This window comes from Mycobacterium sp. GA-2829 (assembly GCF_001499965.1).
GTDB lineage: Bacteria > Actinomycetota > Actinomycetes > Mycobacteriales > Mycobacteriaceae > Mycobacterium.
This window is the reverse complement of record NZ_LQIT01000033.1, coordinates 32,730-55,271: the sequence shown is the minus strand read 5'-3', so window position 1 is coordinate 55,271 and position 22,542 is coordinate 32,730. Positions and strand designations below refer to the sequence as shown.

Annotated in this window: 22 protein-coding genes and 1 tRNA gene; 9 read left to right on the top strand and 14 right to left on the bottom strand. The window is 69.1% G+C overall.

Features of this window, described 5'->3' with window-relative positions; genetic code table 11:
• Positions 1–52 precede the first annotated feature (52 nt).
• Entirely contained in the window at positions 53–817 is a 765-nt protein-coding gene (locus AU194_RS19585; protein WP_059090923.1) for an SDR family NAD(P)-dependent oxidoreductase, read from the top strand.
• Positions 814–1,563, top strand: a complete 750-nt coding sequence (locus AU194_RS19580) for an SDR family NAD(P)-dependent oxidoreductase (RefSeq protein ID WP_059090922.1) — start codon at positions 814–816, stop codon at positions 1,561–1,563. The genes AU194_RS19585 and AU194_RS19580 overlap by 4 nt, the downstream gene beginning before the upstream one ends.
• 11 nt (positions 1,564–1,574) lie before the next feature.
• Here AU194_RS19580 and AU194_RS19575 read toward each other — a convergent pair whose 3' ends face one another.
• The 4 genes from AU194_RS19575 to AU194_RS19560 are packed head-to-tail and all read right to left on the bottom strand — an operon-like array spanning position 1,575 to position 5,646.
• Complete coding sequence (locus AU194_RS19575) at positions 1,575–2,342, bottom strand: enoyl-CoA hydratase/isomerase family protein (protein ID WP_059090921.1); 768 nt, start codon at positions 2,340–2,342, stop codon at positions 1,575–1,577.
• A 29-nt stretch (positions 2,343–2,371) separates the two neighbouring features.
• Positions 2,372–3,463: an acyl-CoA dehydrogenase family protein gene (locus AU194_RS19570; RefSeq protein ID WP_059090920.1), complete on the bottom strand. Its 1,092-nt coding sequence runs from the start codon at positions 3,461–3,463 to the stop codon at positions 2,372–2,374.
• The gene (locus tag AU194_RS19565; protein WP_059090919.1) at positions 3,450–4,265 is read right to left on the bottom strand and encodes an acyl-CoA dehydrogenase family protein; all 816 of its coding nucleotides are present in this window, start codon (positions 4,263–4,265) and stop codon (positions 3,450–3,452) included. Before AU194_RS19565 ends, AU194_RS19570 begins: the two co-directional genes overlap by 14 nt.
• Complete coding sequence (locus AU194_RS19560; RefSeq protein ID WP_059090918.1) at positions 4,243–5,646, bottom strand: class I adenylate-forming enzyme family protein; 1,404 nt, start codon at positions 5,644–5,646, stop codon at positions 4,243–4,245. Before AU194_RS19560 ends, AU194_RS19565 begins: the two co-directional genes overlap by 23 nt.
• Positions 5,647–5,770: 124 nt before the next feature.
• On the opposite strand from AU194_RS19560, the gene AU194_RS19555 reads away from it, so the two are divergent.
• Positions 5,771–6,076 (top strand): 2Fe-2S iron-sulfur cluster-binding protein, encoded by a 306-nt coding sequence (locus AU194_RS19555; RefSeq protein WP_059090917.1) that lies wholly within the window; start codon positions 5,771–5,773, stop codon positions 6,074–6,076.
• Here the strand turns inward: AU194_RS19555 and AU194_RS19550 are convergent.
• The 4 genes from AU194_RS19550 to AU194_RS19535 all read right to left on the bottom strand — a co-directional run bounded on the left by AU194_RS19550 (position 6,064) and on the right by AU194_RS19535 (position 10,139).
• Positions 6,064–7,110: a CaiB/BaiF CoA-transferase family protein gene (locus tag AU194_RS19550; protein WP_059090916.1), complete on the bottom strand. Its 1,047-nt coding sequence runs from the start codon at positions 7,108–7,110 to the stop codon at positions 6,064–6,066. The two genes, AU194_RS19555 and AU194_RS19550, sit on opposite strands and share 13 nt — an antisense overlap.
• Positions 7,107–8,063 carry an LLM class F420-dependent oxidoreductase gene (locus AU194_RS19545; RefSeq protein ID WP_059090915.1) on the bottom strand — a complete coding sequence of 319 codons (957 nt, stop codon included), beginning with the start codon at positions 8,061–8,063 and terminating at the stop codon, positions 7,107–7,109. Before AU194_RS19545 ends, AU194_RS19550 begins: the two co-directional genes overlap by 4 nt.
• Before the next feature lie 84 nt (positions 8,064–8,147).
• Positions 8,148–8,546, bottom strand: coding sequence for a cobalamin B12-binding domain-containing protein (locus AU194_RS19540; RefSeq protein ID WP_059090914.1), 399 nt, complete (start codon positions 8,544–8,546; stop codon positions 8,148–8,150).
• A gap of 15 nt (positions 8,547–8,561) precedes the next feature.
• On the bottom strand, positions 8,562–10,139 hold the full coding sequence (locus AU194_RS19535) for a methylmalonyl-CoA mutase family protein (protein ID WP_059090913.1): 1,578 nt from the start codon (positions 10,137–10,139) through the stop codon (positions 8,562–8,564).
• A gap of 212 nt (positions 10,140–10,351) precedes the next feature.
• Here AU194_RS19535 and AU194_RS19530 point away from each other — a divergent pair, with 212 nt between their 5' ends.
• The 6 genes from AU194_RS19530 to AU194_RS19505 all read left to right on the top strand — a co-directional run bounded on the left by AU194_RS19530 (position 10,352) and on the right by AU194_RS19505 (position 17,190).
• Positions 10,352–11,203: an NAD(P)-dependent oxidoreductase gene (locus AU194_RS19530; RefSeq protein WP_059090912.1), complete on the top strand. Its 852-nt coding sequence runs from the start codon at positions 10,352–10,354 to the stop codon at positions 11,201–11,203.
• On the top strand, positions 11,200–12,714 hold the full coding sequence (locus tag AU194_RS19525; protein ID WP_059090911.1) for a class I adenylate-forming enzyme family protein: 1,515 nt from the start codon (positions 11,200–11,202) through the stop codon (positions 12,712–12,714). The genes AU194_RS19530 and AU194_RS19525 overlap by 4 nt, the downstream gene beginning before the upstream one ends.
• Positions 12,711–13,013, top strand: a complete 303-nt coding sequence (locus AU194_RS19520; protein ID WP_059090910.1) for a hypothetical protein — start codon at positions 12,711–12,713, stop codon at positions 13,011–13,013. The genes AU194_RS19525 and AU194_RS19520 overlap by 4 nt, the downstream gene beginning before the upstream one ends.
• A 13-nt stretch (positions 13,014–13,026) precedes the next feature.
• On the top strand, positions 13,027–14,478 hold the full coding sequence (locus AU194_RS19515) for an adenylate/guanylate cyclase domain-containing protein (RefSeq protein WP_059090909.1): 1,452 nt from the start codon (positions 13,027–13,029) through the stop codon (positions 14,476–14,478).
• 70 nt (positions 14,479–14,548) lie between these two features.
• On the top strand, positions 14,549–15,859 hold the full coding sequence (locus tag AU194_RS19510) for an MFS transporter (RefSeq protein ID WP_059090908.1): 1,311 nt from the start codon (positions 14,549–14,551) through the stop codon (positions 15,857–15,859).
• Between the two features lie 41 nt (positions 15,860–15,900).
• Complete coding sequence (locus tag AU194_RS19505) at positions 15,901–17,190, top strand: MFS transporter (RefSeq protein WP_059090907.1); 1,290 nt, start codon at positions 15,901–15,903, stop codon at positions 17,188–17,190.
• Here the strand turns inward: AU194_RS19505 and AU194_RS19500 are convergent.
• The 6 genes from AU194_RS19500 to AU194_RS19475 form a co-directional block, all read right to left on the bottom strand.
• Positions 17,187–18,260 carry a phosphotransferase gene (locus AU194_RS19500; RefSeq protein ID WP_059090906.1) on the bottom strand — a complete coding sequence of 358 codons (1,074 nt, stop codon included), beginning with the start codon at positions 18,258–18,260 and terminating at the stop codon, positions 17,187–17,189. The two genes, AU194_RS19505 and AU194_RS19500, sit on opposite strands and share 4 nt — an antisense overlap.
• Positions 18,257–19,459 carry a cytochrome P450 gene (locus AU194_RS19495; protein WP_059090905.1) on the bottom strand — a complete coding sequence of 401 codons (1,203 nt, stop codon included), beginning with the start codon at positions 19,457–19,459 and terminating at the stop codon, positions 18,257–18,259. The genes AU194_RS19500 and AU194_RS19495 overlap by 4 nt, the downstream gene beginning before the upstream one ends.
• A gap of 85 nt (positions 19,460–19,544) precedes the next feature.
• Positions 19,545–20,486 (bottom strand): LacI family DNA-binding transcriptional regulator, encoded by a 942-nt coding sequence (locus tag AU194_RS19490; protein WP_157576247.1) that lies wholly within the window; start codon positions 20,484–20,486, stop codon positions 19,545–19,547.
• Positions 20,487–20,538: 52 nt separating this feature from the next.
• Positions 20,539–21,867, bottom strand: coding sequence for an MFS transporter (locus tag AU194_RS19485; protein ID WP_059090903.1), 1,329 nt, complete (start codon positions 21,865–21,867; stop codon positions 20,539–20,541).
• A 45-nt stretch (positions 21,868–21,912) separates the two neighbouring features.
• Positions 21,913–22,380: a DUF309 domain-containing protein gene (locus AU194_RS19480; protein WP_157576241.1), complete on the bottom strand. Its 468-nt coding sequence runs from the start codon at positions 22,378–22,380 to the stop codon at positions 21,913–21,915.
• Between the two features lie 54 nt (positions 22,381–22,434).
• A tRNA-Leu gene (locus AU194_RS19475) sits at positions 22,435–22,518 on the bottom strand.
• Between the last annotated feature and the right edge of the window lie 24 nt (positions 22,519–22,542).

Here is a 22,542-nt window from a genome sequence, read left to right as displayed (position 1 = left end):
GAGAATACTATTCTCTCAGCACGAGAGTCTTAGTTGCAAGAAGGGGAACCGTATGCAAATCGTCGGCAGCTCAGCGATCGTCGTCGGAGGTGCTGGTGGGCTCGGTGAGGCCACCGTGCGCCGGTTGCAGACCGCCGGTGCCAAGGTGGTCGTCGCCGATCTGGCCGACGAGAAGGGCGCCGCACTCGAGAAGGAACTCGGCGTGCGGTACGTGCGGACCGACGCGACCTCCGAGGAGTCCGTGAACGCCGCGATCGCCGAAGCCGAAGCGCTTGCGCCGCTGCGCATCTCGGTGGACACCCACGGCGGACCCGCGAGCGGCGGACGGCTGATCGGCAAGGACGGCTCACCGCTGGACCTCGACGGTTTCAAGAAGACCGTCGAGTTCTACCTGACCGCGGTGTTCAACGTGATGCGGCTGACAGCAGCGTCGATCGCGAAATCCGAGCCGCTCGAGGAGGGCGGGCGCGGGGTCATCATCAACACCGCGTCGATCGCCGGCTACGAGGGTCAGATCGGCCAGCTGCCGTACTCGGCGGCCAAGGGCGGTGTGCTCGGCATGACACTGGTCGCCGCACGCGACCTGTCTCCGTTGGGAATTCGGGTGTGCACGATCGCGCCGGGCACCATCAACACCCCGGCCTACGGCAAGGCCGCCGACCAGTTGGAGCAGTACTGGGGTCCGCAAGTGCCGTTCCCGAAGCGGATGGGCCGCTCGACCGAGTACGCCCAGCTGGCGCAGAGCATCGTGGAGAACGACTACCTCAACGGCGAGATCATCCGCCTCGACGGGGCGCTGCGGTTCCCCCCGAAATGAGGTCGCTCGAGGGTCGGGTCGCCTTCGTCGCCGGTGCCAGTCGAGGTATCGGCGCGACGGTGGCCAAGGCCCTTGCCGCCGACGGCGCCGCGGTGGCGGTGGCGGCCCGCTCGGAGACCGAGGGCAGGCTGCCGGGGACCATCGGTTCGGTCGCCGACGCGATCACCGCCGCGGGCGGGCGCGCACTGCCGGTCGCGTGCGACGTCACCTCTGAGGCGTCGGTCGAAGCCGCTGTCACGCAGACGGTTTCGGAGTTCGGCGGCATCGACATCCTGGTGGCCAACGCCGGGGTGCTGTGGCTGGGACCCATCGAGTCCACCCCGCTCAAGCGGTGGCGACTTTGCCTCGACGTCAACACCACCGGCGTCTTCCTGGTGACCAAGGCCGTCATCCCGCACGTGCGGGCGCGCGGCGGTGGCTCGCTGATCGCGGTGACCACCACCGGGGTGACCATGACCGATCAGGGCGCGAACGCCTACTGGGTGTCCAAGGCCGCCGCCGAACGGCTCTACCTCGGCCTGGCCGCCGATCTGCGCGCCGACAACATCGCGGTCAACTGCCTGAGCCCGTCGCGGGTGGTGCTCACCGAGGGCTGGCAGGCCGGCGGGGCCGGGATGGAGATCCCACCGGAGATGGTCGAACCGCCGGAGGCCATGGCCCGCGCGGCGGTGCTGCTGGCGGGCCAGGACGCCGGCGGTATCACCGGCACGGTCCAGCGCTCCGAGGAGCTGATCGCCTCGCGTTGACTTCGCGTGAGTCAGTTCTTCTTGGCGTTGAGCTTCGTCACGATCGTGCGGAAGTCCTCGGTCAGGAACGACTGCTCCTCGGCGTTGTTCGCGTAGTCGAGGCTCGCCAGCACGGCCCGCTCGAGATGGATGTTGAGCAGCCGCTTGGTGGCCTCCAGCGCCTGGCGCGGCATCTGCATCATCTTCTCGGCGCACGCGATCGCCTCGCCCACCGGATCATCGACGATGTGGTTCGCCAGGCCCAGCTCCGCTGCCCGCTGCGCGGGGATGCGGGTGCCGGTCATCGCGAATTCCTTGGCCAGCAACAGGCTGATGTGCAACGGCCACGTCAGCGGACCGCCGTCGGCGGCGACCAGGCCCACCTGCACGTGCGGATCGGCGAAGTACGCCGTCGGCGCCATGTAGACGATGTCGCTCAACGCGACCAGGCTGCAGCCCAACCCGACGGCGGGCCCGTTCACCGCGGCCACCACCGGGATCCGGGTGCGGCACATGCCCAGCACGATCTCGCGGCCGTGCAGGATCGTCTTGCGCCGCAGCTGCGCATCCCCGGCCAGTTCCTCGAGGTAGGCGAAGTCGCCGCCGGCCGAGAACGCCCGTCCCGCACCGGTGATCACCGCGGCGCGGGCGTCGAGGTCCTCGTTCAGTTGCGGCCACAGCCGCGCCAGACCGCAGTGCAGTGAATCGTTGACCGCGTTGAGCGCATCCGGGCGGTTGAGGGTGATGATCCGCAGCGGCCCGTCCGCCGTCACCTGGATCTCGTCCGGCATGTCGTACATACAAACTCCTCTGCTCTTCGCGCGAGCGCTCATCGCACTCCCAGGCCCAAGATTCTCGACGCGATGATGTTCTTCTGGATCTGCGACGTCCCACCCATCACGCTCTGCGCGCGGCTGTAGAGGTACGCGCTGAGCAGGTCCGGATCCTTGGTGCCGCTGACCGCGAGCGCGGCGTGCCCGACGGACTGTTCGGTCCACGTCATCAGCAGCTTGTCCAGCGAGCCCTGCGGGCCGTGGGTGATGCCGTCGAGTTGTTCGGACAGCCGCCGCCGCACATGCAGGCGCAGCATCTCGGCCTCCACCGCGGCCCAGACCAGATCCTCCGGCGGTCTGCCGTCGACGCGGGCGGCCATCTGGCGCACCAGTTTTCCGTACCGGGCGGAGTATCCGAGCGTCGAGGGTTCGCGTTCGTGGCTGACCACGGTCATCGCCAGCGCCCAGCCCTCCCCCGGTGCGCCGATCATCTGGTCGGCGGGTACCACGGCGCCGTCGAACGCCACCTGGCCGAATTCGGTGGTGACGCCGTTGATCATCTTGAGCGGCCGCTGCTCGATCCCGGGCTGGTGCATGTCGACGATGAACGCCGAGATGCCCTTGTGCCGCTTCACGTCCTTGTCGGTGCGTGCGAGCACCAGACACCAGTCGGCGATGTCGGAGTAGCTGGTCCAGATCTTGTGGCCGTGGATGAGGTAGTTGTCGCCGTCGCGGGTCGCCGTGGTGGTCAACGACGCGAGATCCGATCCGGCGCCGGGCTCGCTGAAACCCTGGCACCAGCGTTCGGTGCCGTTGATCATCCCGGGCAGGAACCGTTGCTGGAGTTCCTTACTGCCGTGGTGGCCGAGGCCGACGACGAGGTAGCCCAGGCTCGGGCGCGGCGGTGCGCCGGCCCGGGCGAGTTCCTCGTCGACGATGACGTCGTACACCGGGGGCAGGTCCTGCCCGCCGAACTCGCGGGGCCACGACGTGCCGAAGAACCCCGCGCTGTACAGGGCCCGATGCCACTCCCCCTGCCGGGTCCAGTAGTCGTCGCCGGAGACCGCGAACTGTCCGGCGTTGTCGGCCAACCAGTTCCGCAGCCTGTCGCGGAAGGCGGCCTCTTCGGGTGAGTCACGAAAATCCAAGATCGATGTCCTCCAGACGTACCGGCCACAATTCGCTCGAAGTCAGCACACGTCGCAGGTACACGTGCGCAAGGCATTCCCAGGTGTTGCCGATGCCGCCGTGCACCTGGATCGCGGTTTCGCAAACGGTACGGGCGGCGCGGGCGCAGTAGAGCTTGGCGTAGCGGCCCGCGCGCACCGCCTCGGCGCCGGGTAGTTCGTCGACGGCCCAGGCGGCGTGGCGCTGGATCGACACCGATCCCTCGATCAGCGCCAGGCCCTCGGCGAGCAGATGCGCGACGGCCTGGTAGGAGCCGATCGAGTTGCCGTACTGCTCGCGCACTTTCGCATAGTCGACGGCCAGCGCGTGCGCACCGCGGGCCGCGCCGAGGATGTCGGCGGCCGTCGTCGCCAGCGCCAGCGCGTGCCACCGCTGCGCATCCTCGGAAGAGAGCTCCGCGAGCTCGGCCGGCGACTCGGCGACTCCCGCCGCACTCGCGGTCAGGTCCACCTCGCTCGTGCTGTCGGCCGGCGTCGAGGGGGCGCGCCCCAGCAGCCTGGCAAGATCGTCCGACAGGGCGGGGCCCAGGAACGGCACGTCGACCAGGCCGCGGCCGAATTCCTCGGCCACCACGGCGACTTCGACGCCCGAGGCGCCGTCGGACCGCAGCGCCCGCCAGCCCGTCGACTCGACGGTCCTCTCCAGGCGCGCCCGCCTAGCCTCGTCGGCCAGGTCGGCGACCGACCCCGGCCCGAGATCGTCCGCGAGTTTGGCTGCGGCGTCGCGTAATTGCTGTTGTTCAGCGCTCAGGCGTACATCCATGCTGCTCCTTCAGCACTCGGCGCAGAACCTTCCCGGAAGGTAAGCGCGGTATGGCCGGGACGAACACGACCCGGCGGGGACGTTTGTACGAGGCCAGCCTCTCGGCGACCAGCTCGATCAACTCCTCGGCGGTGACGTCACCGATGACGCTGACGGCGGCGACCACGGCCTCACCGTCGACCGGATGCGGTTCGCCGAACACCGCGCAGTCCTCGACCGCGTTGTGGCCGTGCAGGACGGCCTCGATCTCGGCGGGCGCCACCTGGAAGCCACGGACCTTGATCATCTCCTTGGAGCGGTCGGTGATGCGCAGCCAACCGTCGGCGTCGAGGCGTCCGACGTCGCCGGTGCGGTACCAGCCGTCGGCGAACGCCGCCGCCGTCGCCGCCCGCGGCAGGTAGCCCGCCATCACCGAATCCGAACGCACCTGAATCTCCCCGACCTCGTCGGGCCCCACCGGCGTCCCGTCGTCGAGAGAGACGATCCGCACCCCTACACCGGGCACCGGCCTGCCGACGGTGTCGAGCCGGGCGCCGGCGACCGGGTTGGCGGCGATGACCGGCACTTCGGTGGTGCCGTAGGCGGCCACCCACCGCACCCCGGCCCGCCGGGTCACCTCGTCGGCGACGCTCGTGGTGACCGGCGTGGCGCACCACATGACGTAGCGCAGCGAAGACAGGTCGTAACTCTCGAGTTTCGGGTGCGCGGCGAGCGCGAGCGCGATCGGAGCGACGGCCATCTCGATGGTGATCCGGTCGGCCTCGATGTGGTGCAGCATCGTGTCGATGTCGAGGCGGGGGTGCAGGCGGATCCACGTACCCGTCTCGAGCGCCATGACGATGTTGAGCAGTCCGAGGATGTGCGACGGGGGCGTCATGATCTGCATCCGGTCGGCGGCCGACAACTTCAGCGCATCGCGCCAGTGCTGGACCGCGACCGCGAACGCCCGGTGCGTGTGCCGCACCGCCTTGGGCATCCCCGTCGTGCCCGAGCTGAACACGAACAGCGCATCGGAATCCGTTTCGGGCGAATCGAATTCGCGACGCCCCGGTGCGACGGGTTCGTCGAGGTGCAGCATCGGCATGTGCTCGGCGAGGACGGGGTGGTCGCCGACGGCGAAGCCGGGCCGGGTCAGCTGCAGTGCGTGGGCAACCTCGGTGTGCTTCCACGCCGGGCTGATCAGCACCGCCGCCGCGCCGAGATGCCAGATGCCGCGCAGGGCGGCGACGAATTCTGGGCGGTTCGACGACATGATCGCGACCCGGTCCCCCGCGCGGACCCCGCGCAGCTCCAGGGCCGTAGCCATCCCGCCGGCGAGGGCGTCGAGATCGGCGAGTGTGTACTCCCGATCGCCGAATGCGAGGGCAGCGGCATCGGTCATGCCTCGGCCATCACTCACCGCCGCCGGACCCTCCTGGACGCCGTAAACTGCTCTTGAGAAGAGCCTATCATTTCGGGAGAATAGAGTTCTCCGTTTATCAGAATCATCATGCCGAAGGAGTCACATGACGGCCGAACCGATGTCCGCGACGCCTGCCGCGGAGGTGACCATCGTGCTCGACCGCAAGACGGTGACGGTGACGCCGGCGGCCGGTGAAACGCTGCTCGAGAGCGCCCGCCGGGCCGGGATGGCGCCGCCGTTCTCGTGCGAGGCAGGCAACTGCGGCACCTGCATCGCCAAGCTGACCGAGGGCACCGCCACCATGCGGGTCAACGACGCGCTCGATGACGACGAGGTGGCCGACGGGTATGTGCTGACCTGCCAGGCGGTGCCGGACACCGCGCGGGTGGCGGTCACCTACGACGACTGACCGGTCTCCGGCTGTGGAAACGGCGGCGGCGGACGGTAATCCGGTTCGTAGCCGGCGATGTGGATCGGGCTGCCCACCAACCGGAACTCACCGGCGGTGACCAAAACCTCGGGGGTGCGCTCGAGCGCGTCGGGTAGGTCCCGCACGGCCGCGGCCGGAATCCCCAGCGCCCGCAGCCGGGTCTCCCACCCCGCCGCGGTGTCCTTGCTCAACGCGGCGGTGACGAGCGCGAGCACCTCGTCGCGGTGCGCCGCCCGCTCCGCCATCGTCGGATAGCCCTCGATGTCGGCCTCCGCGGCGAACGACCGCCAGAACCCGTCGTGGGTGACGAACAGCGCGAGGTACCCCTCGGCGGTCGGAAACAGTTGCGCGGGAACGTAGAACGAGTGGGCGCCGTTGGGATGACGGCGCGGCGCCACCCCGTCGTTGAGGTAGGCCGCGGCGCGGTAGTTCAGCTGCGAGAGCATCACATCGCGCAACGACACGTCGACCTGACCGCCGCGACCGGACACGATCATCGCCAGCAGCCCGAGCGCGGCGGTCAGCCCCGTCGAGTTGTCGGCGGACGAGTAGCCGGGCAGCGTCGGCGGACCGTCGGGGTCTCCGGTCATGGCTGCGACGCCGGTCGCCGCCTGGATCACGTAGTCGAACGCCGGGTCGTCGCCGCCGTCGAGGCCGAAGCCCGTCATCGCGACGCAGACGATCTTCGGATTGAAGCGCCGCAGGTTCTCGAAGGTGAGCCCGAGTTTGCGGATCACCGACGGCTTCATGTTCACCAGCAGCGCATGGGATTCCGCAACCAGCTCACCGAGACGGCGTTGTCCGTCGTCGGACTGCAGGTCGAGGCAGATGCTGTCCTTGTTGCGGTTCAGGCTGGCGAAGTAGCTGTCGCTGACCTGCCGGGAGATCTCGCCGCCGGGCGGCTCGATCTTGACGACCTCGGCGCCGAGGTCGGCGAGCATCATCGTGGCGTAGGGGCCGGCGAGCATGACGCCGACCTCGAGGATGCGGATGCCGGCGAGCGGTCCGCTCATCGTATTGATTTGGCGAGCTCGGCGATCACCTCACGCGTCCGGTACTTCGAGGCGATCAGTTCGTCGCGGGTCTCCCCGATCGGCAGCAACCGCACCGACAGATCGGTCACGCCGGCGTCGGCGAACTGCTTGAACCGCGCCAGAATCGAATCCTCGTCACCGGCCGCACACAGGTCGCCGACGTTGCGGGCGTCGCCGCGGTCGAGCAGGCGCTGGTAGTTCGGCGACGTCTCGGCCTCGGCGAGGATGCGGTTGGCCCGCTCCTTGGCCGCATCGATCTCAGAGTTGGCGCACAGGCACACCGGGATACCGGCGACGATCCGCGGCGCCGGACGCCCGGCGTCGGCGGCGGCCTTGGTGATCTTCGGCGCGATGTGCTCACCGATCGCCTTCTCGTCGGCCATCCACAGCACGGTGCCGTCGGCGAGCTCCCCCGCCAGCTGCAGCATGACCGGTCCGAGCGCGGCCACCAGCACCGGCATCGGCGTATCCGCTTGCAGCACAGTCGGATTGTGCACGGTGAACGAGTCGTTCTCGACATCGACGTCACCGGGACCCGCCAGCGCGGTGTTGAGCACCTCGAGGTAGTCGCGGGTGTAGGCGGCGGGTTTGTCGTACGGCAGGCCCAGCATGTCCCGCACGATCCAGTGGTGCGACGGGCCGACGCCGAGCGCGAGGCGCCCCGCGGCCACCGCATGCACCGACAGCGCCTGGCGCGCCAGCGCGATCGGGTGCTGGGCCTGCAGCGGCACCACGGCCGTGCCCAGTTCGATGCGCGAGGTGTGGGCGGCCATCAGGGCGACCATCGTGAGGCAGTCGAAGTCGTTGGGCACCTGCGGCATCCACGCGGTGTCCATTCCCGCGGACTCCGCCCATTCGATGTCTGAGACGAGTTTGGTGACCTTGCGCGCCATGTCGCCGCGTTCGGCGCCGATCATCACACCGAGTCTCATGTCAGCCTTCCCTCGCCGAACGTGCGGTCAGTGCGAAAATCCGGCCGAGTTGTCGCAGTACGCGCACGTTCGGCGACGGCCGGGTCACTGCGCCACCTCACCGGTCAGCTTGCGCACCTCGGTGACCAGCGTCTCCAACGGTGTGCCGGTCGGGAACACCGCCGCCGCACCGGCTTCCAGCAGCTTCGGCACGTCGGCCTGCGGGATGGTGCCACCGACCACGACGGCGATGTCACCGGCGTCGGCGGCCCGCAGCGCATCGACCGTACGCCGGGTCAGCGCGAGGTGCGCACCGGAGAGGATCGACAGCCCCACCAGCGCGACGTCCTCCTGCAGCGCGATCGAGACGATGTCCTCGATGCGCTGGCGGATCCCGGTGTAGATGACCTCGAAGCCGGCATCGCGCAGCGTACGTGCCACGATCTTGGCACCACGGTCATGGCCGTCGAGGCCGGGTTTCGCGACGAGAACTCGAGTGGGCATCAGAACACCCCCTTTCTAGAAGACGACAGGCTGCTGGAACTCGCCCCACACCGCTTTGAGCGCCGAAACCATCTCCCCCACCGTGCAATACGCGTTCGCGCAGTCGATCAGCTTGTGCATCAGGTTGTCGTCACCTTCGGCCGCACGGGAGAGGGCGGCCAACGTCGCGGCCACCGCATCGGGGTCGCGTTCGGCCTTGACCTTCGACAGCCGCTTGAGCTGCAGATCGCGGCCCTCCGCGTCGAGTTCGTAGGTGTCGATGTCCGGGGGCGGTTCGTCGGTGACGAACGTGTTCACCCCGACCACCGGGCGTTCACCGGACTCGATCTCCTGGTGGAGCTTGTACGCCTCGTCGGCGATCAGACCCTGCAGATAGCCGTCCTCGATCGCACGGACCATCCCGCCGTGGGTCTCGAGGTCGTGCATGATCTCGATGATCTTGGCCTCGGTGGCGTCGGTCAGCGCCTCCACGAAATAGGACCCGCCGAGCGGATCGGCCACCCGGGTCACCCCGGTCTCGTAGGCCAGGACCTGCTGGGTGCGCAGCGCCAGCGTCGCGGACTCCTCGCTGGGCAACGCGAACGGTTCGTCCCACGCCGCGGTGAACATCGACTGCACCCCGCCGAGCACCGACGCCATCGCCTCGTACGCGATCCGCACGACGTTGTTCTGCGCCTGCGGGGCGTAGAGCGACGCGCCGCCGGAGACGCAGCCGAACCGGAACATCGACGCCTTGTCGGTGGTCGCGCCGTAGCGCTCCCGCACGATCGTGGCCCAGCGGCGCCGCCCCGCACGGTATTTCGCGATCTCCTCGAAGAAGTCGCCGTGGGTGTAGAAGAAGAACGAGATCTGCGGGGCGAACTTGTCGATCGACATCCGGCCGCGCTCGACGACGGTGTCGCAGTAGGTCACCCCGTCGGCGAGCGTGAACGCCATCTCCTGCACCGCGTTGGCGCCGGCGTCGCGGAAGTGCGCACCCGCCACCGAGATCGCGTTGAACCGCGGCACCTCCGCGGCGCAGAACTCGATGGTGTCGGCGATCAACCGCAGCGACGGCTCCGGCGGCCAGATCCACGTCCCGCGGGAGGCGTACTCCTTGAGGATGTCGTTCTGGATGGTGCCGGTGAGCTTGCTCCGCGGCACGCCGGACTTCTCGGCGGCGGCGACGTAGAACGCCAGCAGGATCGCGGCGGTGCCGTTGATGGTGAAGCTGGTGCTGATCTTGTCCAGCGGGATGCCGTCGAACAGGATCTCCGCGTCGGCCAGCGTATCGACCGCAACGCCGACCCGGCCGACCTCCTCGCCGTACTCGGGATCGTCGGAGTCGTATCCGCACTGCGTGGGCAGGTCCAGCGCCACCGACAGGCCGGTGCCGCCCTGTTCGAGCAGGTAGCGGTAGCGGCGATTGGACTCCTCCGGCGTACCGAAACCGGAATACTGCCGGAAGGTCCACAACTTGCCGCGGTATCCCGATGCGAAGTTGCCGCGCGTGAAGGGATAGGTGCCCGGCGCGGGGGGTTCGCCGTCCCGGTCGTCGGGCCCGTAGACGGGCTCGAGCGGGAGGCCCGAGGAAGTCTGTACGCGGTCGCTCATCGTTGGATAACGTACTTGCAAAAAATGAGAATGCCAATACCGGAACCGGGAAGGCGCCGGGCTCGACGCACGTGGCGGGGGTTCCGGGCCGCATCGCGGGACACCGGGAGACCCCGCACCCCACCTGCGTCGCTGAGTGCGACACAATAGATGGATACGTCACTTGCAGAAAATGAGAATGGCAATACCATCGAGACGAGTCGAGGAGGCCCATGCCCAGCGAAGAAGGGATGACCAGCCCGCGCACGCTGGCTGATCGCACCCTGGTGGTGTCCGGCGGCAGTCGCGGCATCGGCCTGGCCATCGCGCTCGGCGCGGCGCGCCGCGGCGCGAACGTCGTGCTGCTGGCCAAGACCGCCGAACCGCACCCCAAACTGCCGGGCACGGTGCACACCGCCGTCGCCGAGGTCGAGGCCGCAGGCGGCAAGGGCGTCGCCGTGGTCGGCGACGTCCGCAAGGAAGACGACGTGGCGCGCGCGGTCGCCACGGCGGTCGAGCACTTCGGCGGCGTCGACATCTGTGTCAACAACGCCAGCGCCATCGCCACCGAGCCGACCGAGTCACTGTCGGCCAAGAAGTTCGACCTGATGATGGACATCAACGTCCGCGGCACCTTCCTGCTCACCAAGGCGTGCCTGCCGCATCTGCGCGAATCGTCGAACCCGCACGTGCTGACGCTGGCCCCGCCGCTGAACATGAACCCGCACTGGTTGGGCGCGCATCCGGCGTACACGCTGTCGAAGTACGGGATGACGCTGCTGTCGCTGGGCTGGGCCGCCGAGTATCCGGGCATCGCGTTCAACTGCCTGTGGCCCGAGACCTACATCGCGACCGCCGCGGTCGCGAACATCGGCGCCGACGCCCTCGAATCCGCGCGCGATCCGCAGATCATGGCCGACGCCGCGGTCGAGATCCTGTCGCGGCCCGCGGGCGAGACCACCGCGCAGTGCTTCATCGACTCCGAAGTGCTCGCTTCGGCGGGTGTGACCGACCTGTCCCGCTACGGTGGTGGGGACAACCCCACCCTCGACATCTTCGTCGACGAAAAAGTGGACAGGCCATGAGTATCTCGCTGCTGCTGGAGATGTCGATCTCCGCGGATCCGGACCGCACCGCGGTGGTGTCCGACGATCTGCGCCTCTCGGTCGCCGACCTGTCCGCACTCGCCGACGGCGGCGCCGGGGTCATCGCCGCCTCGGGGGCCGCGCACGTCGCCTACGTCGGCACCGGCGGCGCCCTGCTGCCGCTGCTGCTGTTCGCCTCCGCACGCGCGGCGATCCCGTTCACCCCACTCAACTACCGACTGAGCCGCGACGGTCTGCACGAACTCATCGCCCGACTGCCCGACGCGCTCGTGATCGCCGACGCGGAATACCGCGACGTCGTCACCGGTGCGGGCAAGCAGGTGATGGATTCCGAGGAGTTCCTCGCCGCCGCACGCACCGCCGAACCCGCGGCCGAGTTCGCCGACCCCGACGCGGTGGCGGTCGTCCTGTTCACCTCCGGCACCACATCGCGGCCCAAAGCCGTTGAGCTGACCCACAACAACCTCACCAGCTATGTGACGGGCACCGTGGAGTTCGCCTCCGCCGATCCCGACGACGCGGCGCTGATCTGTGTACCGCCGTACCACATCGCGGGTGTGGGCGCGGCGATGTCGAACCTGTACGCGGGCCGGAAGATGGTGTACCTGCGGCACTTCGACGCCCGCGAGTGGATCCGGCTGGTCAGCACCGAAGGCGTCACCACCGCGACCGTGGTGCCCACGATGCTCGACCGGATCGTCTCGGCGCTGACCGAAGAACCGGTGGACCTGCCGACGCTGCGCAACCTCGCCTACGGCGGCTCCAAAGTGCCGCTGCCGCTGGTGCGCCGGGCCCTGGAACTGCTGCCCGGCGTCGGCTTCGTCAACGCCTACGGGCTCACCGAGACCAGTTCGACGATCGCGGTGCTCGGACCCGACGACCACCGCGCCGCACTCGCCGCCGACGACGCGGCCGTCGCGCGCAGGCTCGGTTCGGTCGGCCAGATCGTGCCGGGTATCGAAGTGCAGATCCGCGCCGAGGACGGCACCGTCCTCGGTCCCGGTGAGACCGGAGAGCTGTTCGTGAGGGGTGAACAGGTCTCGGGCCGGTACACCGACATCGGATCCGTTCTCGACGCCGACGGCTGGTTCCCCACCAAAGACGTTGCCTCCCTTGACGACGAGGGCTACCTGTTCATCGGCGGCCGTTCCGACGACACCATCATCCGCGGCGGGGAGAACATCGCGCCCGCCGAGATCGAGGACGTGCTCGTCGAACACCCGCATGTCCGCGACGTCGCCGTCGTGGGGCCCGAGGATCCGCGGTGGGGACAGATCATCGTCGCGGTGGTGGTGGCCGCCCCGGGCACCGACCCCGCCGCCGACGAGCTGCGCGCCCACGTCCGCAAGCACCTGCGCGGATCCCGCACCCCCGACCGGGTGGTTTTCCGCGACGAGCTGCCCACCAACCCCACCGGCAAGGTGCTGCGCCGCGAACTGATCCGTGAATTCCACGCCGCCGCCGACGAGCCCACGAAGGAGCCCGCATGATCAAGAACGGCACCCGCCTGCAGAGCCAGGTCTGTGACACCCAGGTGATCGTGGTGCGCAGCGCCGACAGCCTCGACGATCTCCGCGCCGGCGGTGCGCCGATGGTGCCGCTGGACGGCCAGAAGGCGTCCGACCTGACCATCGATCCCGCGCTGTCCGACGGCAACGTGATGGGTAAGCGTTACGTCGACGACAACGGCGCCGAGGTCCTGGTGACCAAAGCCGGTGCGGGCACCCTGTCCATCGGCAGCACCCCGCTGAACCTCAAAGAGGCCAAACCCCTTCCCGCCAGCGACTGACACCGCCCGGCGGGTGCGCGCCAGGTACACCGCGGGTCTGGCGGTCGCGTTCCTGCTGACCGCCGCCGAGGTCACCGCGATCGTCGTCACGCTCGGTGTCGAGCGGGTCGCGGGCGCGCAGGTGCTGCTGACCACGCACAACCTGGTCGCGGTGGCGACCCTGTTCGTGGCGGGCGCGCTGATCACGACGACCGGTGGCGCCGTCGCACTCGCACCCGCATTCCGGCGCTGGGCCGAGGGGCGACGTCCGGGCGACCGTCCGGGTCCTGCGCTGAACGTCACCGCGCGGCTGTCCACGGTGCTGCTCGCCCCCTGGGCCGTGGCGGTCGCCGTCCTCGTCGCCCTCAACCAACGGGCCGGTTCCGAACCGCTCGCCGTACTCGTCACGGCCGCGATGTTCGGCGGCACCGCGACGGTCTGCACCGGATTCCTGTTCACCCAGCGCACCCTGCGCCCGCTGATGGCCGTGCTGACCCCCGAGGTGGCGCACGCCGAATCCGTACCCGGCGTCCGGGGGCGGCTGATCTTCATGTGGATCGTGTGCATCGCGCTGCCCGGCGCGGGCATCGTGGCGCTGGTGACGCTGCGACGGTTCGGCGTGCTGGCCGGGGACGCCGCGGCGATCGACCTGCCGGTGCTGGTGCTCGCGCTGGTCGCCGTGCTGCTCGGCCTGCGCACGATGATCGTGGTGTCCCGGTCGATCTCGGACCCGGTCCGCGACGTGGTCGAGGCGATGGGCGAGATCGAGCGCGGCGGCGCCGGGCGGCTCGTCGACGTCTACGACCGCTCCGAGATCGGGCATCTGCAGAGCGGATACAACCGCATGGTGCTCGGCCTGCGGGAACGCGACCGCCTGCGCGACCTGTTCGGCCGTCACGTGGGGCCGGAGGTGGTGCGCCGGGCCGAGGAGGCGACCGGCGGGCAGGGCGACGTGCGGGAGGTGGCGGTGCTCTTCGTCGATCTGGTGGGGTCGACACGGCTGGCGACCGCACGGGAGCCGCAACGGGTCGCCGAACTGCTCAACGACTTCTTCGGGATCGTCGTCGCCGTGGTCGACGAGGCGCACGGGCTCATCAACAAGTTCCAGGGCGATGCCGCGCTCGCGGTGTTCGGCGCACCGCTGGCGATCGACCGTCCCGCCGACGCCGCCTTGGTCGCCGCGCGCACGCTGGCCGCCGAGTTACGCTGCAGACCGCTGGATTTCGGTATCGGCGTCTCCGCGGGCCCGGTGTTCGCCGGCAACATCGGCGCGGAGAACCGCTACGAGTACACCGTGATCGGCGACGCGGTCAACGAGGCCGCCCGCCTGGCCGACCACGCGAAGTCCTCCGACGCCCGGGTGCTGTGCTCGGGGGCGGTCTCCGAGCGCGCCGACCCGCGGGAGCGCAGCCGCTGGACCGCCTGCGGGGAGGTCGTCCTGCGCGGCCGGCCGGCCCCGACGCCGATCTTCGCCCCGCTCACCTAGGCGGTTAGCTCGGCACAAGATCGGGAATGCTCGAACCCACTGAGGTCGACGTCGCGATCGAGGAGTAGCCATGGCCACCATCGACGGACAACGCCACCGCGAGGCGCAACCGCTCGAAGTGCGGCGCGCAGTGCGCGGTGCGGCGATCGGCAACACCGTGGAGTGGTTCGACTTCGCCATCTACGGATTCCTCGCCACCTACATCGCCGACAAGTTCTTCCCGACCGCCGACGACACCGCCGCACTGCTGAACACCTTCGCCATCTTCGCCGCGGCGTTCTTCATGCGGCCCCTCGGCGGCTTCTTCTTCGGACCGCTCGGCGACCGGATCGGCCGCCAGAAGGTGCTGGCCCTGGTCATCCTGTTGATGTCGGCGTCCACGTTCGCCATCGGTCTGCTGCCGAGTTACGACGCGATCGGCGTCGCGGCACCGCTGTTGCTGCTCCTGCTGCGGTGTGTGCAGGGCTTCTCCGCGGGAGGCGAATATGGCAGCGGGGCATGCTATCTCGCCGAGTTCGCCCCCGACCGGCACCGCGGTTTCGTGGTCAGCTTCCTGGTCTGGAGCGTGGTCGTCGGGTTCCTGCTCGGCTCGATCACGGTCACCGTGCTGGAGACCGTGCTGAGCGAACCGGCGATGGACTCCTACGGGTGGCGCATCCCGTTCCTCATTGCGGGCGTGCTGGGCGGTGTCGGCCTCTACATCCGGTTACGCCTCGGTGACACACCGGATTTCGAGGAGCTCAAGGAATCGGGTGAGGTGTCGGCCACCCCGCTGCGGGACGCGGTGAAGACGTCGTGGAAGCAGATCCTGCAGATCGCCGGGCTGGTCATCATCCACAACGTCGGCTTCTACACGGTGTTCACCTACCTACCGAGCTACATGACCGAGACGCTCGGCTTCACCAAGACCGACTCGTTCGTCTCGATCACCGTGGCCAGTGTCGTGGCTCTGGTGCTGATCCTGCCGCTGGGCGCGCTGTCGGACCGCCTGGGACGCAAACCGTTGCTGATCGCGGGCGCTGTCGGCTTCGCGGTGTTCGCCTACCCGTTGTTCGCGCTGTTCAAGACCGGGACGCTGCTGGGCGCGATCGCCGGACATGCCGGACTGTCGGCACTGGAGGCGGTGTTCGTCGCGGGCTCACTGGCCGCGGGCGCCGAACTGTTCGCCACCCGGGTGCGCTCGAGCGGATACTCGATCGGCTACAACACCTCGGTGGCGTTGTTCGGCGGCACCGCACCGTATGTCGCGACCTGGCTGACCGACCGCACGGGTAACGACCTCGCCCCCGCCTACTACGTGATCGTGGCGGCCGTCGTCTCGCTGGCCACGATCCTGACGATGCGCGAGACCGCGAATCGTCCTCTGCGCATGCGGGTGTGAGGAACCTTGCCCGGCCGCGGATCGGCCGATAATGTCCACCCATGGCAGCCACCGGTGCGACCGCCGCAGTGAGGACGTCGCCGCTGCGGGTCGCGTCGGCGAGCTTCATCGGGACAACCGTCGAGTACTACGACTTCCTGATCTACGGCACCGCCGCCGCGCTGGTATTCCCGAAGCTGTTCTTCCCCGAGGTGTCCGCCGCGACCGGACTGCTGTTGTCGTTCGCGACGTTCGGCGTCGGCTTCGTCGCCCGCCCGCTCGGGGGAATCGTGTTCGGCCACTACGGCGATCGCATCGGCCGCAAGCGGATGCTGGTGTACTCGCTGCTCATCATGGGCGTCGCCACGGTGTTGATGGGCGCGCTGCCCACCTACGCGCAGATCGGTGTCGCCGCGCCGATCCTGTTGACGTTGTTGCGGTTGGCGCAGGGCTTCGCGGTCGGCGGTGAGTGGGGCGGCGCGACGCTGATGGCGGTCGAACACGCCGACGCCGACCGCAAGGGGCTCTACGGCGCGTTCCCCCAGATGGGCGCCCCGGCGGGGACCGCGACCGCGACGCTGGCGTTCTTCCTGGTCTCCCTGCTGCCCGACGACCAGTTTCTGGCCTGGGGGTGGCGGATTCCGTTCCTGGCCAGCGCCGTACTGATCGCGATCGGGCTGGCGATCCGGCTCACGCTCGCCGAGAGTCCCGACTTCGCCGCCGTGCAGGCCCGTGCGGCGGTGGTCCGCCTGCCGATCGCGGTGGCGGTGCGGCGGCACTGGCGGCAGATCCTGCTCGTGGCGGGCGCGTATCTGTCGCAGGGGGTGTTCGCCTACATCTGTGTCGCCTATCTGGTCTCCTACGCCACCACTGTCGCCGGAATCGACCGCACAGCAGCCCTTCTCGGTGTCTGCGTCGCGGCCGTGGTGGCGGTCGTGATGTATCCGGTGTTCGGCCGGGTCTCCGACGCCGTCGGGCGCAAACCGGTCTTCCTCGCGGGCGTCGTGGCCATGGGAGTCTCGGTGCTGCCCGTGTTCGCGCTGATCAACACCGGCAGGCCAGGACTGTTCCTACTCGCCGTGGTGCTGGTGTTCGGGTTCGCGATGGCTCCGGCCGCCGGCGTGACCGGGTCGCTGTTCAGCCTCGTGTTCGACCCGGATGTGCGCTACAGCGGTGTGTCCCTGGGCTACACGCTCTCAGCGGTGGTGGGATCGGCGTTCGCGCCGACCATCGCGACGGCGCTCTACGCCGCGACGCACTCGAGCAACTCGATCGCCGCGTACATGATCGGGGTGTCGGTGATCTCCGCGGTGTCGGTGTGCCTGCTGCCCGGCCCGTGGCGGCGCGGTTAGGTGTCGATGTCGGCGATCGCCTCGCTGGTCTGCAGGTCGGCGTAGGCCGCCGAATACCGTTGCGCCAGTGCGATCGCGATGTCGGGGCGCTGCCACAGCTCCCCCGCGCTCGCGGTGCACATCCACAGTGTCAGCCCGTGCGCCACCGACGCCCGGTAGCGCAGCCAGATCTCCCCGAGGGACGGCAGTTCGTCGGCGGGCAGGCCCAGTGCGTCGCGGTACTCCTCGAGCAGGTGGCGTTCGCTGCTGCGCCGGTCCTCGACAGTCAACGCGCCCTGCAGGAAGTAGCCCAGGTCCAGCGACCAGTTGCCGCGGCGGGCGACCTGCCAGTCCAGGAAGCCGACCTCACCGTCGGGCAGCAGATAGGTGTTGCCGATGTGCGGATCGCCGTGCAGCAGCGTCTGCGGCGCCTTGGTCAGGCTGCGGATGTAGGGCTTCCAGATGTCGTCGATGAGTTCGCCGATGGTCAACGCCAGCACCGCGTCCGGGGCGTCGTCGCCGAGGCGCTTCTGCGCTTCGGACAGCGGTGCGGCGCCCATCCCGTCCCAGGGGACGAACGGTTCCAGCCAGTCCAGCGCGGGTTCCTCGAGAACCCTTGTCCCCCAATACTTGCCGTGCATCCGCGCCAGACCCCGCACACCCGTCGCGGCCTGTTCGACGGTCAGCGGGCGCGTCGCATCCCGCGGATCGGCGTCGCGGGCGGTGAGGTCCTCCATCACCAGGATGAAGTCCTCGGCCACCTCGTCGATCAGCGCGGTGTACACGGTCGGGTGTTCCAGCGGCAGGTCCACGCGTGAGGTGAACAGCCGCGGTTCGTGGAAGAGCCCGCTGGTCAGCCGGACCAGGTCACGGTGCGCCGGATCGACCGCCTTGACGAACACCGTCTGCGGCCCCGAACCCGCGGAATAGCCCAGGCGCAGCCGGGCCCGCCGGTTGGTGCCGTCGTCGCGCAGCTCGACCGTGACCGTGTCGACGACCGCATCGGGGTGGTGCGCCGACAGTGCGGCCGTCATCCAGTCGGGGGTGATCTCGTCCCAGTCCTTCGGGACGACGAGCGCGGTGGCGGTCACCGCAAGATCGCCGGCATCAAATCCCAGCCCCGCACAGTCGACGTCGGCGACAGTGCGGCGTTGGCCATGTCGACGTCCCACTCCGGGAACCGCTTGAGGATCTCCTCGATCGCGATCCGGCCTTCCAGCCGGGCCAGCGCCGAGCCGAGGCAGTAGTGCGTGCCGACACTGAACGCGAGGTGCTGACGCGGTTCGCGGTGGATGTCGAAAACGTCGCCGTCGGGCGGGAATTGGCGATGGTCGCGGACGGCGGCGCCGATCAGCATCATCATCACGCTGCCCTCCGGGACGACCTGCCCGTGGATCTCGATGTCGCGGGTGACGTAGCGCGCCACATGCGGGGCCGGCGGTTCGAAGCGCAGCAGCTCCTCGACCGCCTGCGGGATGAGAGCGGGGTTCTCGACCAGTTCGCGCCGCTGGTCGGGATGTTCGGCGAGGACCTTGGCCGCCCACCCGATCAGGCGCGTCGTGGTCTCGTTCCCCGCGCCGGCCACCACGTTGAGGTAGACCAGCAGTTCCTCGCGGCGCAGCCGGCGGACGGTACCCGTCTCGTCGGTGAACTCGACGTTGAGCAGTTCGGTCATGATGTCGTCGGACGGATTGTCCTTCCGCCAGTCGATGTAGGCCTCGAAGACCTCCCCGGTGACCATGCCCTGTTCGGCCGCCGACATGAGTTTGCCCGCCTCGGTGCGCAATTGGGCGTTGCCGTAGTCGCGGATCATCTCCTGATCGTCTTCGGGGATGCCGAGCAGCGAGCTGATCACCTTCATCGGCATCTGCGCTCCGAAGTCGGTGATGAAGTCGAAGCCGTCCGCGCCGACGAGCGGATCGAGGCTCTGCGCGCAGAACTCGCGGATCTTGGGTTCGAGCGCGTTGATCTTGCGCGGGGTGAACATGCGCGCGAGCAGTTTGCGGTGCACGTCGTGGATCGGGGGGTCCTCGAAGATCACCGTGCCCGGCGGGATGTCGATGTTGGCCTTGATGAGTTCGACGATCGCACCGCGCGCCGAACTGAACGTCTCGTGGTCGACCAGCGCCTTGCAGACGTCGTCGTAGCGGCTCACGGCGTAGAAGTCGTGCTGGGCGTTGTAGTACAGCGGCGCCTCTTCGCGCAGACGCTTGAACATCGGGTAGGGGTCGGCATTGAGTTCGACGTCGTACGGGTCGAAGTACACGTCGGGGCTGGCACTCACGGTCACGGTAATCCGCCTCTCTGTACGCGAGAGGCAGCTTACACGCGTAAGCGTGGCCGGAAGCAACAAATTTCGGTTTGGATGTAACGCCTCAAGTGGAGGCGCGCTGGATCAACCGGGCCATGTCGCGGCTGTTCGGCTGGTACTCGACGGGGTAGCCGAGTTCGGCCATCATCGCCGCGACAGCGAAGTCGACGATCTCCTTGGCGTCGAAGCCGACCGAGGTCAGCGGCGGACCGCTCACCGCGCCGAGGGGGCGGGCGTCGACCCCGATGACCGCGAGGTCGTCGGGGCACCGCAGCCCGGCCGCGCGCAGCCCGTGCAGCACCACGAACGCCGTCTCGTCGCTATCCGCGCACACCGCGGTGACACCCGCGTCGACCCATCCGCGTACCACCGCGGCGGCGTTGCTGCCGTCGGTCGCGACGGTGCCGACCGCGAGTTCGGGCAGTCCGCACTCGCGGACGGCTGCCTGCAGCCCGGCCAGCCAGTAGTCGCCGAGCGGGCGCAGTTTGTCGACGTCGGAGTAGGCGAACGCGAATCTGCGATGGCCCCGCTCCTGCAGGTGCGAGACGCGCAGCGCGCCGATGGACAGGTGCAGATCGCCGAGGGCCCGCAGCTGCGCGCTGCCGACGTGGATCTGCGGGATGCCCGCGGCGTCGGCGGCGGCCAGTGCGGCACCGGTCAGGGGGAAGACGCTGGTGACGGCGACGGGGTTGAGGTCGTTGATCGCATCGACGACGTTGCGGTCGTCGTCGGTCTCGAACTGCAGCGACAGCACGATGCCGTGGCGCGCCAACGCCGTCGTCAGCCTGCTGCCCACCTCCATGGGCAGCTCGCCGAGCGCGATGCGGGGCACGATGTAGAGCACGACGCCGCTGCCGCCCACGGCGAGGTTGCGCGCGGCCAGGTTCGGCCGGTAACCCAGCGTCTCGGCGGCCTTGCGGACCGCATCCCGGGTCTTCGGTGAGATCCGTTGGCTCTCAACATTGTTGAGGACGTAGCTGACGGTCGCGGTCGACACGTTGGCCATGCGGGCCACGTCGGCCTTCGTCGGCCGCGCCGCTCCCCTACCGCTCACCCGCTCATCGTCGCACGTCAGCGGCCGTGGTCGCGGCCAGCGGCCGACCGGCGGACTCCCGCAGCGTCAACAGCGTCGCCAACGACACGACCGCGGCGACGATGAGGTACAGCGCCGGGGCCAGGTTGTTCTCCGTGGAGGCGGTCAGCCAGGTGACGACATAGGGCGTCGTCCCGCCGAACGCCGCGACCGAGACGTTGTAGCCGATCGAGAACCCGCTGTAGCGCACCCGGGTGGCGAACAGTTCCACGCCTGCGGTGACGGCGGTCGAGACGTACACCGACTCGATGGCGGCCAGCACGCAGTGCGCGGTGATGGCCGCCGCGAGCGACCCGGAGTTCAGCAGCAGGAACAGCGGGTAGGCCAGGATCACGAACGCCACCGCGCCGCCGATGAGCAGCGGGCGCCTGCCGATGCGGTCGCTGAGTGCGGCCAGCGGCAGGATCAGCACCAGCGCGACCAGGCTGGCCAGCGACATGGACACGAACGACGCGGTCTTGCCGAACTCCAGCGTCTTGATGAAGTAGGTCGGCAGGAACGTGAAGACCACGTAGTAGCCGACGTTGAACACGATGAACAGCCCGATCACCTGCAGGATGGGCCGCCACGCGGTGGTGGCCGCCTCGCGCAGCGGCGACGCCGCGACACGGTCGGTCTCCGATAGCGCGGCGAACTGCGGGGTGTCGTCGAGGCGTAACCGGATGTAGAGGCCGACCAGGCCCAGCGGTGCGGCGATCAGGAACGGGATGCGCCAGCCGTAGCTGTCCATCGCCGCGGCGGGCAGCAGCGCCTGGAGCACCGTGACCGTGATCGAGCCGAGCAGGAAGCCGACGACCCCGGACCAGGCGATGAACGTGACCGTCAGACCGCGGCTGCGGTCCCGGGCATATTCGGCGAGATACACGGCGCCGCCGCCGTATTCGCCGCCCGCGGAGAAGCCCTGCAGACAGCGCAGGAACAACAGCAGCAGCGGTGCGGCGACGCCGATGCTCGCGTAGGTCGGCAGCAGGCCGATGCCCAGCGTGGCCGCCGACATCAGCAGGATCACCACGGCGAGCACGCGTTGGCGGCCGATGCGGTCGCCGAGGGGGCCGAACACGAAGCCGCCGAGGGGCCGCATGAAGAACGCCGCGGCGAAGATCGCGAACGTGTTGAGCAGTGCGGCGGTGTCGTTGCCCGCGGGGAAGAACTTCGCGGCGATGAACGTCGCGAGGAATCCGTAGATGGCGAAGTCGAACCATTCGACGGCGTTGCCGATCGACGCGCCGGCGACGGCCTTGCGGATGGCCGCCGGGGCGGCAGCGGATGCGGGAGCGGATATCTGACTCTCCATGGCGAGAGCGAGCTTATCGCTTAACCGCGTAAGCAAGCGGGCGTTTCAGCGGGTGAGCGGGGGGCGCAACCGGTCGGTGGGGATGTCGCGCGCCGCGTCGAGGTCGGCCTGCAGCGTCTCGGCGTAGGCGATCAGCCCGGCGACGTCGACGCTGTAGCGCGCCGGGGCGTCGGCCAGCCGGTCGGTCGCGCGGCGCAGCAGCGCGCGGGCGCCGTCGGGGTTGCCGCGCTGGATGTGGGTGATCCCGACCATCAGCTGCGCGAGGCCCTGCCATAGCGACCGTTCGTCGTCGGGACCGTCTTTCCACGCCGCCTCGAGCACCTCGTGGGCGTGGAAGGCGCGGCCGTCGTCGACGAGTTCCTGCGCGTAGACCAAAGATTCGGCCGGGGGCAGGTGCAGATCGTCGGGGATGCGCGGCACCCCCTCGCTGCCCGGCGGCAGCGGGCGGCCGAGTGCGTCGCGGGGGCGGCTGTTGCGGGGCCGGCCCGTCTCGTCGCGGTCACGCATAGGAATGCAGCCTGTGCAGAAGTGTCACCAGGCCATGGTGCCTGGCCGGTGACACAGGAGTGCGGACGGAGGGACTCGAACCCCCACGCTCTTTCGAGCACGGACACCTAAAGACCGCGCGTATACCAGTTTCGCCACGCCCGCAGCGTCGCCATCGTACCGTCCCGG

Coding starts and splice junctions, on each gene's coding strand:
- AU194_RS19585 (WP_059090923.1), top strand. CDS start 53: ATGCAAATCGTCGGCAGCTCAGCGATCGTCGTCGGAGGTGCTGGTGGG.
- AU194_RS19580 (WP_059090922.1), top strand. CDS start 814: ATGAGGTCGCTCGAGGGTCGGGTCGCCTTCGTCGCCGGTGCCAGTCGA.
- AU194_RS19575 (WP_059090921.1), bottom strand. CDS start 2,342: ATGTACGACATGCCGGACGAGATCCAGGTGACGGCGGACGGGCCGCTG.
- AU194_RS19565 (WP_059090919.1), bottom strand. CDS start 4,265: ATGGATGTACGCCTGAGCGCTGAACAACAGCAATTACGCGACGCCGCA.
- AU194_RS19560 (WP_059090918.1), bottom strand. CDS start 5,646: ATGACCGATGCCGCTGCCCTCGCATTCGGCGATCGGGAGTACACACTC.
- AU194_RS19555 (WP_059090917.1), top strand. CDS start 5,771: ATGACGGCCGAACCGATGTCCGCGACGCCTGCCGCGGAGGTGACCATC.
- AU194_RS19550 (WP_059090916.1), bottom strand. CDS start 7,110: ATGAGCGGACCGCTCGCCGGCATCCGCATCCTCGAGGTCGGCGTCATG.
- AU194_RS19545 (WP_059090915.1), bottom strand. CDS start 8,063: ATGAGACTCGGTGTGATGATCGGCGCCGAACGCGGCGACATGGCGCGC.
- AU194_RS19540 (WP_059090914.1), bottom strand. CDS start 8,546: ATGCCCACTCGAGTTCTCGTCGCGAAACCCGGCCTCGACGGCCATGAC.
- AU194_RS19535 (WP_059090913.1), bottom strand. CDS start 10,139: ATGAGCGACCGCGTACAGACTTCCTCGGGCCTCCCGCTCGAGCCCGTC.
- AU194_RS19530 (WP_059090912.1), top strand. CDS start 10,352: ATGCCCAGCGAAGAAGGGATGACCAGCCCGCGCACGCTGGCTGATCGC.
- AU194_RS19525 (WP_059090911.1), top strand. CDS start 11,200: ATGAGTATCTCGCTGCTGCTGGAGATGTCGATCTCCGCGGATCCGGAC.
- AU194_RS19520 (WP_059090910.1), top strand. CDS start 12,711: ATGATCAAGAACGGCACCCGCCTGCAGAGCCAGGTCTGTGACACCCAG.
- AU194_RS19510 (WP_059090908.1), top strand. CDS start 14,549: ATGGCCACCATCGACGGACAACGCCACCGCGAGGCGCAACCGCTCGAA.
- AU194_RS19505 (WP_059090907.1), top strand. CDS start 15,901: ATGGCAGCCACCGGTGCGACCGCCGCAGTGAGGACGTCGCCGCTGCGG.
- AU194_RS19490 (WP_157576247.1), bottom strand. CDS start 20,486: ATGGCCAACGTGTCGACCGCGACCGTCAGCTACGTCCTCAACAATGTT.
- AU194_RS19485 (WP_059090903.1), bottom strand. CDS start 21,867: ATGGAGAGTCAGATATCCGCTCCCGCATCCGCTGCCGCCCCGGCGGCC.